The organism is Shinella sp. GW821-FHT10F02 (assembly GCF_058809275.1).
In genome coordinates, this window is sequence record NZ_JBXASL010000001.1 from 88,993 (window position 1) to 103,830 (window position 14,838).

At 63.8% G+C, this 14,838-nt stretch carries 15 protein-coding genes; 8 read left to right on the plus strand and 7 right to left on the minus strand.

Annotated features, from left to right (window positions below; translation table 11 throughout):
- Positions 1-12: 12 nt before the first annotated feature.
- Entirely contained in the window at positions 13-1,443 is a 1,431-nt protein-coding gene (locus AC1RWL_RS00455; RefSeq protein WP_493093745.1) for an adenylate/guanylate cyclase domain-containing protein, read from the minus strand.
- A gap of 118 nt (positions 1,444-1,561) precedes the next feature.
- Positions 1,562-2,497, minus strand: coding sequence for a helix-turn-helix domain-containing protein (locus AC1RWL_RS00460; RefSeq protein WP_493158173.1), 936 nt, complete (start codon positions 2,495-2,497; stop codon positions 1,562-1,564).
- Between the two features lie 351 nt (positions 2,498-2,848).
- Between AC1RWL_RS00460 and AC1RWL_RS00465 the strand changes: the two genes are divergently transcribed.
- The 8 genes from AC1RWL_RS00465 to AC1RWL_RS00500 all read left to right on the plus strand — a co-directional run bounded on the left by AC1RWL_RS00465 (position 2,849) and on the right by AC1RWL_RS00500 (position 10,343).
- Positions 2,849-3,061 carry a hypothetical protein gene (locus AC1RWL_RS00465; protein ID WP_493093743.1) on the plus strand — a complete coding sequence of 71 codons (213 nt, stop codon included), beginning with the start codon at positions 2,849-2,851 and terminating at the stop codon, positions 3,059-3,061.
- A gap of 160 nt (positions 3,062-3,221) precedes the next feature.
- Complete coding sequence (locus AC1RWL_RS00470; RefSeq protein WP_493093742.1) at positions 3,222-4,733, plus strand: sugar ABC transporter ATP-binding protein; 1,512 nt, start codon at positions 3,222-3,224, stop codon at positions 4,731-4,733.
- The gene (locus AC1RWL_RS00475) at positions 4,730-5,734 is read left to right on the plus strand and encodes an ABC transporter permease (protein WP_493093741.1); all 1,005 of its coding nucleotides are present in this window, start codon (positions 4,730-4,732) and stop codon (positions 5,732-5,734) included. Before AC1RWL_RS00470 ends, AC1RWL_RS00475 begins: the two co-directional genes overlap by 4 nt.
- Positions 5,735-5,738: 4 nt before the next feature.
- On the plus strand, positions 5,739-6,722 hold the full coding sequence (locus AC1RWL_RS00480) for an ABC transporter permease (RefSeq protein WP_493093740.1): 984 nt from the start codon (positions 5,739-5,741) through the stop codon (positions 6,720-6,722).
- Positions 6,723-6,813: 91 nt separating this feature from the next.
- Positions 6,814-7,791 (plus strand): sugar ABC transporter substrate-binding protein, encoded by a 978-nt coding sequence (locus AC1RWL_RS00485; RefSeq protein ID WP_493093739.1) that lies wholly within the window; start codon positions 6,814-6,816, stop codon positions 7,789-7,791.
- 69 nt (positions 7,792-7,860) lie between these two features.
- A complete protein-coding gene (locus tag AC1RWL_RS00490; RefSeq protein WP_493093738.1) occupies positions 7,861-8,658 on the plus strand; it encodes an SDR family NAD(P)-dependent oxidoreductase in 798 nt (265 codons plus the stop codon).
- Positions 8,659-8,668: 10 nt separating this feature from the next.
- The gene (locus AC1RWL_RS00495; protein ID WP_493093737.1) at positions 8,669-9,526 is read left to right on the plus strand and encodes a sugar phosphate isomerase/epimerase family protein; all 858 of its coding nucleotides are present in this window, start codon (positions 8,669-8,671) and stop codon (positions 9,524-9,526) included.
- A 10-nt stretch (positions 9,527-9,536) separates the two neighbouring features.
- On the plus strand, positions 9,537-10,343 hold the full coding sequence (locus AC1RWL_RS00500) for an SDR family NAD(P)-dependent oxidoreductase (RefSeq protein WP_493093736.1): 807 nt from the start codon (positions 9,537-9,539) through the stop codon (positions 10,341-10,343).
- 3 nt (positions 10,344-10,346) lie between these two features.
- Here the strand turns inward: AC1RWL_RS00500 and AC1RWL_RS00505 are convergent, their stop codons facing one another.
- The 5 genes from AC1RWL_RS00505 to AC1RWL_RS00525 form a co-directional block, all read right to left on the minus strand.
- On the minus strand, positions 10,347-12,047 hold the full coding sequence (locus AC1RWL_RS00505; RefSeq protein ID WP_493093735.1) for an extracellular solute-binding protein: 1,701 nt from the start codon (positions 12,045-12,047) through the stop codon (positions 10,347-10,349).
- 90 nt (positions 12,048-12,137) lie between these two features.
- On the minus strand, positions 12,138-13,043 hold the full coding sequence (locus tag AC1RWL_RS00510) for an intradiol ring-cleavage dioxygenase (RefSeq protein WP_493093734.1): 906 nt from the start codon (positions 13,041-13,043) through the stop codon (positions 12,138-12,140).
- Positions 13,044-13,071: 28 nt separating this feature from the next.
- The gene (locus AC1RWL_RS00515) at positions 13,072-14,136 is read right to left on the minus strand and encodes a maleylacetate reductase (RefSeq protein WP_493093870.1); all 1,065 of its coding nucleotides are present in this window, start codon (positions 14,134-14,136) and stop codon (positions 13,072-13,074) included.
- A gap of 10 nt (positions 14,137-14,146) precedes the next feature.
- Complete coding sequence (locus AC1RWL_RS00520; protein ID WP_493093733.1) at positions 14,147-14,434, minus strand: YciI family protein; 288 nt, start codon at positions 14,432-14,434, stop codon at positions 14,147-14,149.
- 54 nt (positions 14,435-14,488) lie between these two features.
- The gene (locus AC1RWL_RS00525) at positions 14,489-14,812 is read right to left on the minus strand and encodes a Dabb family protein (RefSeq protein ID WP_493093732.1); all 324 of its coding nucleotides are present in this window, start codon (positions 14,810-14,812) and stop codon (positions 14,489-14,491) included.
- Between the last annotated feature and the right edge of the window lie 26 nt (positions 14,813-14,838).

Consider the following 14,838-nt stretch of genomic DNA (forward strand, 5'->3'; position numbering starts at 1 on the left):
CAACGCCCTCTTCTATTCCGCTGCCGGAGTATCCCGGTAGGGTATGCCGTAAACAAGAACTTCCTGGTCGATGCCGCGCAGGCTGGCCTTGGCGCTGCTCACGGCGGCGCCGTGCCGGCCGATCAGGTCGCGCGCTTCGGCGTCCTCCGCCACCGCCGAGGTCGCGGAGATCGCCTCCACGGACGCAATCGCCTGAAGCCGCGAGGCGATGTTGACCGTCTGGCCGAAATAATCCTGCCGTTCGTTCATCAGCACGGCAAGGCAGGGGCCGTTGTGAACCCCGATCTTCAGGTGCAGGTCTTCCCTGTTCTCCTGCCCGTTCAGCACGCCGATCGCCTCGCGGATGGCGAAGGCGGCGGCGATGCTCTGGGCGGGCTTCGGGAAGGTCGCCATGATCGCGTCGCCCATGGTCTTCACCACGGCGCCGCCCTCCCGGGCGATGATCTCCTGGGCGATGTGGAAATGGGAGCGGATCAGGTCGAAGGCGGCGAGGTCGCCGATCCGGTCATAGAGTTCGGTCGATCCCTTGAGGTCGCTGAACAGGAAGGTGAGGTTGGTGATCTTGAACCGTTGATGGACGTCGAGGACGCCGCTTCGGTGGATATCGCGAAAGGTCTGGTGGGTCAGGAGTCGTTTCGCCGTCAAAACGGGAAGGCGCCGGGCGACGATATCCTTCAGTGCCTCTCCCGCGATCCAGAGGATCGGCATGGCCCGCCGCTCCGTCCTGTTCTCCAGCGTCAGGTTCAGGGGGCCGGGCGCCAGGCGAAGCGTCGGGCGGCGGACGGACAGGCCGTCGATGTTGACGGTCAGGTCCTGCGGGCTGTCAGTCGGTGGGCCGGCTACTTCCAGGAACAGCGCATTATGCGTTGCGGGGTCGAAAAGGATTGCCAGTCCCTCGACCAGCTGGACCGGGCGCACGGTGCGCTCTCCCGCGGCAAGCGTCACCGCGTCGAGCGTCGCAGGCCCTGCGATCCCGGCGATGTCGTCGGGCAGGTCGCTGCCGGAACTCCAGAAGACCTGCCGGGCATAGTCCCAGAGCGGCAGGCTTTCCGGGTCGTGTGCGGCAATCCGGCGAACGCGCGGATCGACGGTGAAGGTGACTTCGACGATCTCGTCGAGATTGGGTTCGCAATCGAGCGCGCAGAGCGCACAGCGATAATGCTGCTGGTCGATCGTCCGCAGCGAGCCTGCCGAATGCAGGACCCCGCCGCAGCCGGTGCAGACCACGTTCCACGACAGTTCGAAAAGCCCGAGCTGCGTGGCGTGAAGGAATGCCGCGACGCTCTCCTGCTCGTCGAGGCCGTGCTCCTGCGCAAAGGCCAGCGGATTGATCCGGTTCAGCCGCGCATCCGGCGCCACCAGGATAAGGCGCTCCATGGCGGCGGCAACGCCGTCGCCCACGGTCTGGCGCATCACCCCAATGCGTTCGGCAATATCCAGCATCAGTCATCCCGCAAGGAGGAAGTTGCGAAAGCATAAGTCTCCCGCGACCTGCAAACGAGCGCTTTTTTTTATTTTTTCGACGTAACCTTTCGCGGTCTTCGGGCGAACAGAATCCGATCTAGTGGGGCCGGCGCCGGTTCAACCGCGTGCCGTGCTCGCGGGCAAAGACGGCCGGCGTGCTGCCGGTCAGGCTGCGAAAGCGCCGTGTGAAATGGCTCTGGTCGGCATAGCCGGTCGCCAGCGCGATCTCGGCGAGCGACATCTCGCTTTCCAGGATCAAGGCTTGCGCCCTGCGGATGCGGCATTTTTCGACGAAACCTATCGCCGTCATACCGGTGCTCTGCTTGAAAAGCCGAGCGAAGTGGAACCGGCTGACATGAACGAGCCCGGCCAGTTCGGCAAGGCCGATCATCCGGTCGATATTGTCTTCGATATAGTCCGTTATCCGGCCGATCTCGCGGGTTCCAAGGCGTGGCAGGTCGTGCTGCGGCGGCGGGTCGAACACATTATACGCCCGCAGGAGATGGGCGGCGAGGGCGCTGGAGACTTGGTCGGCAATCAGGACCTGCGCCGGGTGCGGCCTGCGGTCGAGTTCCATAAGAAGGATCAGGGCCAGATGCTCGATGGTGGCGTCCCGCGTCTCGAAGACGTTGCGGATCTCGATCTGCGAGAAGGCGCGGCGCGCGAGCTGTTCGCCCGCGGCGGTGACGAGCCCTGTCGGCACGCGCAATCGGGCCGAGGTCGCCGTGCGGCCTTCCCATGTCGAGCCGCATCCGGCCGGCATGAGCAGCGACAGGCCCGCCGACATGACGCTCTCGTGCACGACGCCGTCGCGCCGCTGAATCAGCCGCGCCCGTCCGGAGGGGCAATAGCAGATCAGGTGATGGTCGAGGGCGGGATACGTCTGCGCGCAATCCGGGCGCGGGCGATACAGATCCACCGTCACCCCGCCCCATCCGCGTTCCCGCGTCGTCGCGACCGGGCGCCGCGACTTGATATCGATGATCTCCTCGATGGTAACCAGTTTCTGCGGCGGGATCGACAGATCAGTCATCATGGCCCCAATCGCAATCGGGAACGTCTGGAGCTTCGTGTAGGGGCGTGCAGTTCAACATTCGTGTTACGCCCTTGCGGTAGGAAAGCGATCCGCAAGGAGAACGGCGAACTGGAAGCTTGCCATCACCCATTCTCCCGACTCCATCCTCCGCTCTTTCTCCGATCTGTTCAAGACCAGATAGAGGAGGAAACCGCCTGCTGTGAAAGAGCGGCATCAATGTTGATCAGCGTGAGTATCATATGTAAATATGGGTTAAAGATGCAGCTTGGAGAAACCCGCGTGCGCGGGCTTGAGCTGGAGGCGAAGTTTGCGTTCGATGCGATCGACCGCATCCGTTCCTATTCCTAATTGAACTCGAAGATCAAGCGGGACAACGACGGCAACGAGGGAAATCGTGTCGCCTATGCCCCGGAGCGTATGACCTCCGCTTGGCTAAACTATCGCTTCGAAACCGGCGCCTTGCAGCGGCCTTCCCGCGGCGCGGACGTGCGCAATCCCGACCTCGAAGGGCTGCACCTCGACGTGTCGGTTCTCAATGCGGCCTCTTACGGGTACAAATGACGTGTCTCTTCGATCAGCCGCCGCTTGTCACGGCATCAAGAAATGCTGCGGCTGCGCGGTGGGATAACAGTCCATATTGGACGATTTAGAACAACGCCAACTCAAATTGTTCTTTAGCTTTTCCTTACCTCGGGTGGAGGCGCGGTGAGGGGAGGAGAACATGGGCGAACACGTCATCTTGGCGGTCAGGAACCTGCGCAAGTCGTTTGGTGGAATACAGGCGCTGAAAAGCGTCGATTTCGATCTGCGGGCAGGGGAGATTCACGCGCTGTGCGGCGAGAACGGTGCGGGTAAGAGCACTCTTGTGCGCATGATCGCCGGGCTGATGCCGCAGGACGAAGGGGAGATCCGCATCGACGGCAATCTCCTGAAGCCGGGCGAGCTGACGAGCCCCAAGCTGGTCTCCGTCGTCTATCAGGAACTGTCGATCATCCCGCATCTCTCCGTGCTGGACAACGTGCTGCTCGGCGATCCCGACATTGCGCAACTCTACCTTCGTGGGCGCTACAAGGCCCGCGCCCGCGAAACGCTCGACCAGCTGGGGCTCGCGAATGTACCGCTGGATCTCGAAGCCGGCCGGTTGGCGATTGCGGAGCAGCAGCTCCTCGAAATCTGTCGCGCCGTCATGCGGGGTGCGCGCGTGCTGATCCTTGACGAGCCGACCGCGAGCCTTTCCGACGCGGAGATTCAGCGCGTCTTTGAAACGGTGCGCTGGCTGCGCGGCCAGGGCACGGCGGTGATCTATATCAGCCACCGCCTGCCGGAGATCTTTGCGCTGACCGACCGTGTGACGGTGTTCCGCAATGGTCAGCGCATCCTGACCAAGCCGACGGTGGAATGGACGAATGACGAACTTGTCGCCGAGATGATCGGCCGGGAGGTCACCTCCGCCCACAGCACCCGCGACCGCGCCGAACTTGCTGCCGCGCAGACGGTGGTGGAGGTTGCGGGCCTCGGCGTTGCCGGAAAATATCGGCCCGTCGATCTTTCCTTTCGCGCCGGCGAAATCGTCGGTGTCATCGGCCAGCTCGGGTCGGGCGCCAATGCCCTGATCGAGACGCTGGCCGGTCTCGACCGCCGCTATGCCGGCTCGATCCACATCGCCGGCAAGCCGGTGGAGATCACGTCAATCGCCGCCGCGACGCGCGCCGGCATCGCCTACGTCTCGGAGGACCGGGGCGGCAAGAGCCTGTTCCTGGGCGCACCGATCGAGGTGAACCTCACGGCTGCGATCCTCGACCGGCTCAATCGTTTCGGCGTCCTGACGCTCTCCGACGCACGAAAGCGCGCGGCCGATCTTGCGCGGCGCTTCCAGATCGACGGCCGAAGGTTGCCGCTTGCCGCTTCCACGCTGTCGGGCGGCAACCAGCAGAAGGTGGCGATCGCCAAGTCTGTTGCGCTCGAACCGAAGGTGCTCGTGCTCAACGAACCGACGCGCGGCGTCGATGTCGGCGCGCGCACCGAAATCTATCGTGAAATCCAGGCGCTCGCCCGCCAGGGACTGGTCGTCCTCTTCTTCTCGACGGATCTCGAGGAAATCCGGGAACTCTCGCAACGCGTGATCACCGTCTTCCGGGGCGGGATCGTCAATGACCTGCCGGTGGAGGAAACCACGATGGATTCGATCCTCGGCGATGTCGTGCGCGGCCCGGCCATGGGGAGGGCGGCATGACCGGCAAGAGCAATACAACGAGCGGGGAGAGAGTTTTGGCCGAATTCGACATGAGGGCGCTGGGCGCCGGCCTGGTCCGGCCGGAGCGTATCCAGTCCACCGCGGTCTGGGCGGCAACGGTGCTGCTCGCCTGCTGGGCGACGCTCGCCATTCCAGGCTTTTCCTCCGGCGCGAACGTCTCGGCGATCATGTATTCCACGTCGGCAGTGGGCATCGCCGCGGTCGGCATGGCGTTGATCACGCTTGCCGGCAATCTCTTCATGCTGTCGATGGGCGCGACCGCCGCGGTCTCCACCATCGTCTTCGCCTCCACCCTCCATTTCGGCCTGCTCCCAAGCCTGGCCGTGGTGGTGATGATCGGTGGTCTGTTCGGACTGGCCCAGGGCATCGCCGTCGGGATTTTCCGGACCAATCCGATCATCACCACCATTGCGATGGCGTCGATCATCACGGGTGCGGGGTCGTTCTTTTCGGGCGGGCTCACGGTGGTCGGCCAGGGCGATGCAAGCTGGCTCGGCATCGGCCGTATGTTCGGCGTGCCCAACCAGATCCTGCTCTTTCTGATCGCCACTCTGGTCTTCGGCTTCCTCGTGGAACGAACGCGCTTCGGCCGGGAACTGCGCCTGATCGGGCTCAACCCGAAGGCGGCTGCGTTCACGGGCCTGCGCGTCGGGCGCACGCTGGTGCTGGCCTATGTGTTTGCCGCCATGGCGGCAGCCTTTGCCGGTGCCCTCTATGGCTCGCAGGCAGCGCAGGGCAACCTGAAGCTCGGGGCCGGGCTCGATTTCGACGCGATCGCCGCCGTGCTTGTCGGCGGGGTGGCGATCAAGGGCGGGCAGGGGCGTGTGCTCGATGCCGCGATCGGCGCGGTGTTTCTCGCAATGATCTCCAACATCCTGCTGCTCAAGGGCCTGTCGCTGGAAATCCAGCTCATCGTCAAGGGGCTGGTGGTGATCGGTTCCGTCGTTCTCGGCGCTTTGGCGCTCGGTTTCAGGAGGTAGGTCCATGGCTGCGATCCACAAATCCAGGGCGGTTTCCAACGCCACGCTGCTCCGCCTTTTGCTTCTCGCTGCCCTTATCGCAATCTTCGCGACGTGGAACCCCGCCTTCATCAGCGGCCGCAACGTCTATGCGCTGATGCAGTCCTTCGCACTGCTCGGCCTCGTCGCGCTCGGCCTGTCCCTGACGATGATCGCCGGCGAATTCGACCTGAGCGTCGGCTCGATGGTTGCCGTCGGCGGCCTGATCACGCTCGTGGTCGGCGGCGACAGCCTTGTCTACGGCCTCGTCGCGGCACTTGCCTTTGCCGTGCTCGTCGGCGTGGTCAATGCGGTCGTCATCAGCCGCTTCAACGTGTCCTCGCTCGTCGTGACGGTCGGCTCGATGATGGCGCTCTCCGGCTTCGCCTTCTGGCTTGCGGGCGGCAAGGTGATCAGCACCGACAATTTCGATCTCGGCTTTGCGCTGGACGATCCAATCCTTGCCATCCTTTCATGGCGCAGCCTCGTGACGCTCGCTGCCTTCCTCGTCGTCGGGCTGTTGATGCACTACACGCTGACGGGACGGGATATCCGCGTTGTCGGCAGCAAGCGCCATGTCGCAGCGGCGAGCGGCGCGAAGGTCGGGCGGTCGCTTTTCGTGGTCTTCGTGCTTTCCGCCGTCGCCGCGGCGCTTGCCGGAAGCCTGCTGTCGATGAGCCTTGCGAGTGCTGCCGCGACGACCGGCGGAAACCTCATGCTGCAGGCCGTTTCGGCGGCGATCGTCGGCGGCGTGGCGCTGTCCGGCGGATCGGGAGCACCGGCGCATGTCCTGCTCGGATCGCTGATCCTGACGGTGATGAACAATGGACTGAGTTTGATCGGCATGGGCGCGACGGGGATCCTCTTCGCCAATGGTCTCGTGCTGATGGGAATCGTGCTGCTCGACGGACAGTTGGGCGCATGGATGAGCGAACGGCTCGCGATGTCGCGAGCCCGGCATTCCGCCTAGCGGAACCAACCGTACGACCTTCCTGCAACCTCCGCCGACCTGATCGGCGGGGCAGGGAGACGTGCAACCTTGAAACGGGAGGAACAACCAAATGAGCTTTGCAAATCTCACGAAACTGGTGATGGCGACGACGGTGCTCGGCGGCTTGATGGCGCCGGGAACGGCCTTTGCCGAGGCCAAGGGATCGAAGGTGATCCTGCTGACGGTGACGGAAGAGTGCGAATATTGCGCGCTGCACCAGCGAGCCTTCAAGGAGGTCGCCGCCGCCGCCGGTGTCGATCTCGACGTGAAGATCACCAACTACGACGCTGCCGAGCAGGCCTCGCAGGTCGACCAGGCGATTGCCCAGAACCCGGCGGCAATCGTGCTCTGGCCGGCGGATTCGAGCGCCATCGTGCCGTCGCTGCGCAAGATCAAGCAGGCGGGCATCCCGCTCGTCATCACCAACTCCAAGCCGGACGACAAATATGCCGAGTTCTGGGATGTTTTCACCGGCCCCTCCGACATCGGCAACGGCCAGTCGGCGGGCGAGGCGATGATCAAGGGTTTCGCGGAGAAGAACGTCGGCACGGAAGGCAAGATCTTCATCGTCGAAGGCGTTCCGGGCACCCCGCCGCAGATCATGCGCTCGCAGGGCTTCGAAGGCGCGCTCGGCGAGAAGGCGAGCGGCATCGTGGTTGCCGGCAAGCAGAACGGTAACTGGGACCAGACGAAGGCAACGGATGCGGCGGCCGCACTGTTCACCCAGATCGGTTCGGACGTGAAGGGTGTCTATGCACAGGCAGACAACATGATGTCCGGCGTGATCGTCGCGGCCAAGCGTGCGGGTATCGATCCGGCGAGCCTCGTGCTGGTCGGCTCCAATTGCTCGATCGAGGGCGTCAACCAGATCAACGAGGGCACGCAATACGCCACCGTCCTTCAGTCGCCGATCGATGACGGCAAATATGCCGCGCAGGCTGTCGTCGATCTGCTCGACGGCAAGAAGGTCGAGAAGGAAATCTTCCTGCCGCACGAGATCATCACCAAGGCCAACATCTCGGATTGCGACGCGGCACTTGGCCGCTGAACTTCGCATGGAGGCACGGCGGCAATCGCCGTGCCTCGTTCATTCATGACATTACAAGAGGAACATCCCATGGCCACGGAGCCAGTCTTTAGCAATGCCCTACCGGAACTCGTCGTGGTTTCGGGAACGGCTTCCGGTCTCGGCACCAATATCGCCCGGCTGCTTGCCGAAAGCGGCGTGCGCACGATCGGCGTCGATCTCGCCGCGGCGCCGGACGTCCTTGAAGGCCGCCTCTATACGCATGTCGAGGGGGATGTGACCGAAGAGGCGACCTGGGCCGGCATCGCCGACTTGATTGGCAAGGAAAATCCCGGCACGCTGGGCCTCGTGACCTCGGCGGCCATGCTGAATGTCGGCACCATCCTCGATTTCGACAAGGCGGCGATGGAAAAGACCATGTCGGTCAACTTCATCGGCACAGCGCTTGCCTTCCGCGCCATGCTGCCGCTGATGATCGCGCGCGGCGGCGGCCCGATCGTCGCGGTCGCCAGCATCGATGCGACCTTCGCCGAGCAGCAGCTTGCCGTCTACGCGGCCTCCAAGGGGGCCGTGCGCCAGCTTACCCGGACCGTCGCCATGGACCATGCGCGCCAGGGCATCCGCGCCAATGTGCTGAGCCCCGGACCCATGCTTGCCGGCCTCTTCGAGCGCCACATGAAATCCGCCAGCGATCCGGACCGCTTCCTCGCCACGCGCGCGAACCGCCAGCCGTCCGGCCGCATCCTCGATCCGGGCGAAGTTGCTCGCGCCGGCCTCTTCCTGCTGTCGGAAGGATCGACGGCGCTCAACGGCGCGGAAATCGTCGCCGATGGCGGCCTGACCACCAGCTTCGACTTCCGCACGGGTTCGGAAGGCGCATCGGTGTGAGGAGACGGTCATGAGCAAACCCATCGAACTGGTCGCGGCCTACTGGACCATTTCCGGCGACGTCTATCCCTTCGCCGAAAACGAGATCAGCCCGTTTCCCTTCGCCGCGCGCGTCGAGGCGGCGGCAAAGGCCGGCTACAAGGGCGTCGGCCTCATCCATGCCGATCTCCAAGCAACGCGCGAGAAGATCGGCCTCAAGGAGATGCGCCGCATCCTTGATGCCAACGGCATGCCCCATGTTGAGCTCGAATTCATCACGCACTGGTTCGCCTCCGGCGAATTGCGCGCCGCATCGGACAAGGTGCGCGGCGAACTCTTCGAGGCGGCGGAGGCGCTTGGCGCGCGTGACGTCAAGATCGCGCCTGAATTCGACGCCGACGGCATCGACCTGCCGCAGGTGACCGACAGCTTTGCCGCGATCTGCGAGGACGCGGCGCGCTACGGGACGAAGATCGCGATCGAGGTCATGCCGTTTTCCAATGTGCGCACGCTGGAGACGGCGCGCGCTATCGTCGAGGGAGCCACGCAGCCGAACGGCGGCTTGCTGCTCGACATCTGGCATATCGGGCGCGGCGGCATTCCCTACGACGCGGTCGCGGCCGTGCCCAAGCAATATGTCGTCTCGGTCGAACTCGACGATGCGGACGAAGCGGTCGTCGGAACGCTCTGGGAAGACACGATCTACGAGCGCCGTCTTTGCGGCGAAGGTGTGCTCGATCCGCCGGCCTTCATCAACGCGGTCCGCAAGACCGGCTTCGACAGCTTCTATTCGGTCGAGGTGATCTCCAGGAAACATCGTGTCCTGCCGCTGGAAGAGGCGGCACGGCGCTCGTTCGAAACCACAATGGCGCAATTCGCCGGAAAATAGGGAGGATCAAATGGAAACCAATCTCAAGGGCAAGGTGGTGCTGATCACCGGCGCGGCGAAGGGCATCGGCCGCGAGACGGCGGTGGCGTTCGGCCGCGAGGGCAGCCGCGTCGCCCTCTTCGACATCGACGAGGCAGCACTTGCCGAAGCGGCATCGGCCGTGGAAGCGGCAGGCGGTACGGCGGCGGTCTTCAAGGCGGACCTGTCGTCGGCAAGCGATATCGAGGAGAAGGTGACGGCGGCGATCGCCCATTTCGGCGGTGTCGTCGATGTGCTGGTGAACAATGTCGGTTCCGGCGCGGTGCGGACTTTCGACCAGTTGAGCGATGCCGACTGGGACAAGACCTTCTCGCTCAACTTCATGAGCTATGTCCGCACCACGCGCGTCGTGCTGCCGGTCATGCGCAAGCAGGGCCATGGTTCGATCGTCAACAATGGATCGGATCTCGCCCGCCAGCCAGAAGGCGTGCCGATCGACTATTCCGCGTCGAAGGCGGCGGTTCTGGCGCTCTCAAAGGGCCTTGCGCGGACGGAAGGCGTCAACAATATCCGCGTCAATGCCGTGGCGCCCGGCCCGGTCTGGACGCCGTTCTGGACCCAGCCGGGCGGCTTTGCCGAGACCTTCGGCAAGTTCCACAACATGGAGCCGCAGAAGGCCGTGGAACACGAGCTTACACTGCGGCAGCTGCCGCTCGGTCGCCTCGGCAAGCCCGAGGAAGTGGCGAATGTCATCGTCTTCCTCGCCTCGGATCTTGCCTCCTTCGTCACGTCCTCGGTCTGGGGCGTCGATGGCGGGTCTATCCGGGCGATCGCCTGATCCTCAGCCGTTGAGGCTCTTGCGATCGATGATCCGGTCGAGGCGGTCCTGAGCATCTTTCAGGGCCGCCCGATCGGACTTGCGCCCCGCCAGCGCATCGTGGATCTCCTCGCCGATGATGCGCTCCATGCTGGTATAGAACGGCACCGGCGGGCGCTGCCAGTTGCGCAGCAGATTGCGGTTGCCGAGGCTGCCGACAAAGCGCACGAGCTGCGAGCTGCCGATAGCCTCTGGATCCGCGCTGACCGAGAAGCGCGGGGCCACGGGAAAACCATTCTTCACATGTTCCTTCATTGCTTCGCGCGACGCCATCCAGGCAAGCGCCTCCGTCGCGAGCGGAAGACGCTTCGGGTCGATATTGGCGGGAATGCAGAGCAGGAAGCCGCCGATCGGCGAAGTGTTCTTGCCGCCGGGGCCGGACGGCTGCGGAACATAGGCGACGCGGCGCTTGACCGCGGAGCGCACCTCCGCCTCGAACTGCGCGGCGCGCATGGTCCAGACATAGCCCATGGCGCTCTGCCCGCGCAGGAAAACGGCACAGGAATCGTCCCAATGGGCATCGAGCGCACCCGGCTGGGCGATCTCCAGCAGGCGGTGCATATAGTCGAGCACGATTAGGCTCGCATCGCTGTTGATCTGCGGGCGCATGTGCTGCGCGTCGAGATTTTCCGTGGAATAGCCCGTCGGCGTCCTGCGGATCGATAGCACCGTCTGCCCGCAACAGCCGAGAAAGAACATAAAGCTGGAGGCAAGCGGCCGGTGCGCGCCGTTCCAGGCGATGCCGTAACGCTCTGCCGCCGGATTGTGGAAGGCGCGGCCGGCATTGATCACGTCGTCGAAGGTGCGCGGCGGCGCGAGCCCCTCCTCCTCGAAAAAATCGGACCGGTAGGCCAGCACCTCGATCGTGCAGTAGATCGGCACGCCATATTCCACGCGCTGCCATGTCGTGGTGGACCAGATCGAAGGATGGAAATCCATCGCGTTGATGCCGGATTCCCGAATCATCTCCCCGATGGGCAGGATGCGGCCCTTGCCGGCGAATTCGCCAAGCCACGGCATGTCGATCGCGATGATGTCATAGGCAGAAACGGCGCGCGAACCATTCGCCAGCCCCTCGCGATAGAGGTCGTTCTGGTGCACGAGCTTGAAGCTCTTTGCGCTTGCCAGATTGTTGCGGAAGTCCGACCACATGTTGCGCATGGCCGCGAAATAGTTGTCGTCGTTCAGCAGGAACTGGAGCTCGACACCCTTCGTGGCGCGGTTTGTCAAAAGATTGATCGGCGGGATGATCGGATCGCCGCGGCGCGGCGCGCCGAAATAGTAGTCGGCCTCATGCTCCTCGTTGTTGCGCCCGCCGACGATTTCCGCAATCAGCGCCTTCGTCTCGGCGGCGTAGTTGATCGCGAGGTTCGAAAGACGCGCGCTTGGGTGCAGCGTGAAGCGCTTGGCTGTATCGGAAGCCTGGCGCCGTTCGATCAGCCCGTCGTCGATCATGCTCTGGATGCGGCGGATCGCGGTGCCGTGCGGCAGGTTCGAGACAAGGGCGAGCTTGCTGATCGAGACCGGATAGCCCTCGAGTTCTGAGCGCATGAGATAGTGCACGATGCGCCAGGCCGCCTCGTCCTCGACATCCGCCACGTCGAGAAAGGGTTTGCGCAGGCGGTCCACGAAATCATAGACGCGCAGGAACTCGTGATCGTTCATCGAGCCGTCTCCTCCCGGTTCGAGAAGGATACGCCAATCGAACGGATCAGCGCCAGCCTTTGTCCATTCTGGACACTTTCCGCAAAGACCTCAGCGGTCGGCCTTTGGGGCGAGAACGAAATCCCACGTCACGGACCAGTAGGGTGCCTCGACACCCAAGTCGCGCGCCCTTTGCGGGTCGCTGACATGTTCGAAATCGGCGATCAGCGAATCCTTCACGCCGAAAACGGCGTCCTCGGCAAGGTATGGGCAGTCCGGCGTGAAGATATGCGTGATGACGGGATCGTATCCCGGTGCGCTGACGATATAGTGCACATGGGCCGCGCGGTTGGGATGCCGTCCGAGGGCGGCGAGCATCTTGCCGACCGGGCCGTCGTCCGGGATGGGGTAATAACGCGGCTTCACCGAGCGATACCAGTATTCCCCCTTTTCGTCGGTCGTGAAGACGCCGCGCAGGTTCCAGTCCGGCTGCACGTCCTTCTGCTGCACGTCGTAGAAGCCGTCGTCATTGGTCTGCCAGACGTCGATCAATGCACCCGCGATAGGGTTTCCGCCCGTGTCGAGCACGCGACCGCGCACCACCATGGGCTCGCCCTTGCCGTCGAGGCATATGTTAGTGCCATGGTCGTAGCGCGGTGCTTCCGGCACGTAGAACGGGCCGAGAATGGTGTTCTCCGTGGCGCCGTTCGGCCGGCGGTGATTGATGGAATCGACCAGCATCGAAACGCCGAGCGTATCGGAGAGAAGGATGAACTCCTGCCGCCACTCAGAGCACATCTGCCCGACTTCGGTCAGGAACTTGATGCCCGCGAGCCATTCCTCATGCGTCGGCTCGATCTCCTTGATGGCGGCGTGCAAATGCTTGACGAGCACCGTCATGACCTCGCGCAGGCGCGGATCGACGTCCGGCCCCATGCGGGCATTGACGACGTGCACCGAGGTCTCTTCCTCGAAATAGGGATATTTCGGGCGGGCCGTATTTGCGGCGTCGGTCATGGGAAGGCTCCTCCTGCGATCGTCTGTTCTAGGCCCGTGGCGGGTCGCCGGCATAGGCGCGGGCGATCAGGGCGCGGATCGGTTCGCGCTCCAGCGCCCGTGGGTTCCAGTAAGGGTTGGCCAACGCACGGTCCACCGCAAGTTCGATCCCTTCCGCCGGCATGCCGATTTCGGACAGGGCGCGTCTCGCACCGATGCGGCCCGCCAGATCGTAAAGCGCCGCCGCCGGGTCGTCCGTCTTCAGAACGGTCCGCAGCGTCGCCATCACACCGGGAATGGCGGGAGCATTGTAGGCAAGCGCGTGCGGCAGCACGATCGTGTGCGTTTCGGCATGCGGCAGGTCGAAGCTGCCGCCGAGCGTGTGGCAGAGCTTGTGATGCAGCGCCATGCCTACCGAGCCGAGGCAGATGCCGCAAAGCCAAGCGCCGTAGAGCGCTTTCGCGCGCGCCTCGCGGTCCAGCGGTCTCTCCGCGATGATCGGCAGGGCGCTGGCAAGCGCACCTATGGCTTCTCCTGCCATGAGGCTGATCACGGGGTTGTTTTCCCGTGCGTAAAGCGCCTCGACCGCATGGGCGATAGCATTCATGCCGCTCGTCCCGGACATGGCGGCCGGCAGCGTCATCGTCAGGTCGACATCGTAGATGACCACTTCCGGCAGGATCTTCGGGCTCGACTGGGTGACTTTCACACCGTCCTTCGTCTCGCCGAGGATGGGGGTCATCTCCGAGCCGGCATAGGTCGTCGGCGCCACGATCTGCGGAAGGTCGGTGCGCAGCGCGATCGCCTTTGCAAGCCCCGTCGTGGAGCCGCCGCCGACCGCGACGAGCCCGTCCGCCTTGACGTCCGCGACGACGCGCATGGCATCCTCGGTGACCGAGACCGGCGTATGCATCGTCGCCTTCGCATAGATGCCGGCTGCCCGCTCGCCCAATGAACCGGCCAGGCGCCGGGCATCGGCCTCCTGCGGCGGCGTTGCGAGCACCAGCACGCGCTTCAGCCCAAGCCGGTCGATTTCCTCCGGCAGGCGGGCGATCGTGCCCGATCCGAAGACCACGCGCGCCGGCTGTCCATTGTAGACGAAGCTTTCCATCAGGCTTTTCTCGTCATTCGCGGTTGTCGACGCGCATCAGGAAGGGATGGATGTTCACCGACTTCCAGATGCCCGCTTTCATGAACGGATCGTTTGCATTGAAGGCGCGCACGGTTTCGATGTCGTCGGCCTCGAAGACGAACAGCGAGCCGATCATCGTTTCGTTGTCGTCGGCCAGAAGCGGCCCCGAGATGACGGTCTTCACCGTCCCCTGGCCGAGATAGGATTTGTGCGCGTCGTAGTGAGTCAGGCGATCTGCGATTTTGCCCGCGTGATCGAGGCAATGGACGGCGAATTTCATGCGCTATCTCCTTCATTCGGAACGACCTGCGGCCATCCCGATCATCCCTGTCGGCTATGCGGACGCCGATGCCGTTTCATCAAAGGTATAGTCCACCTGGTGGCGCGTGATCCTCAATCCTTCCAGGTCGTTGCGAACCTGCAGATGGGAGGGATGCGTCGCATAGGCTTCCAAGGCTTCGCGTGATCGGAACACGGAATAGAGGACGACGTCGCAGGCATAGTCGATCCGGCTTTCATCGATACCGACTTCGAGCTCCACCAAGCCCGGCACCTTGCCGCGGAGCCCCTCGAAGTTTCGCTTCACGCGCTGGGCCGTCTCGGCTTTCTCCGCCGCAGATTCTCCCCTCACGTTCCACATGACGATATGCTTGATCATAGGGTCTTCCGATCCGCCTGCGCCGG

Coding starts and splice junctions, on each gene's coding strand:
- AC1RWL_RS00455 (WP_493093745.1), bottom strand. CDS start 1,443: ATGCTGGATATTGCCGAACGCATTGGGGTGATGCGCCAGACCGTGGGC.
- AC1RWL_RS00460 (WP_493158173.1), bottom strand. CDS start 2,497: ATGACTGATCTGTCGATCCCGCCGCAGAAACTGGTTACCATCGAGGAG.
- AC1RWL_RS00470 (WP_493093742.1), top strand. CDS start 3,222: ATGGGCGAACACGTCATCTTGGCGGTCAGGAACCTGCGCAAGTCGTTT.
- AC1RWL_RS00475 (WP_493093741.1), top strand. CDS start 4,730: ATGACCGGCAAGAGCAATACAACGAGCGGGGAGAGAGTTTTGGCCGAA.
- AC1RWL_RS00480 (WP_493093740.1), top strand. CDS start 5,739: ATGGCTGCGATCCACAAATCCAGGGCGGTTTCCAACGCCACGCTGCTC.
- AC1RWL_RS00485 (WP_493093739.1), top strand. CDS start 6,814: ATGAGCTTTGCAAATCTCACGAAACTGGTGATGGCGACGACGGTGCTC.
- AC1RWL_RS00490 (WP_493093738.1), top strand. CDS start 7,861: ATGGCCACGGAGCCAGTCTTTAGCAATGCCCTACCGGAACTCGTCGTG.
- AC1RWL_RS00495 (WP_493093737.1), top strand. CDS start 8,669: ATGAGCAAACCCATCGAACTGGTCGCGGCCTACTGGACCATTTCCGGC.
- AC1RWL_RS00500 (WP_493093736.1), top strand. CDS start 9,537: ATGGAAACCAATCTCAAGGGCAAGGTGGTGCTGATCACCGGCGCGGCG.
- AC1RWL_RS00505 (WP_493093735.1), bottom strand. CDS start 12,047: ATGAACGATCACGAGTTCCTGCGCGTCTATGATTTCGTGGACCGCCTG.
- AC1RWL_RS00510 (WP_493093734.1), bottom strand. CDS start 13,043: ATGACCGACGCCGCAAATACGGCCCGCCCGAAATATCCCTATTTCGAG.
- AC1RWL_RS00520 (WP_493093733.1), bottom strand. CDS start 14,434: ATGAAATTCGCCGTCCATTGCCTCGATCACGCGGGCAAAATCGCAGAT.
- AC1RWL_RS00525 (WP_493093732.1), bottom strand. CDS start 14,812: ATGATCAAGCATATCGTCATGTGGAACGTGAGGGGAGAATCTGCGGCG.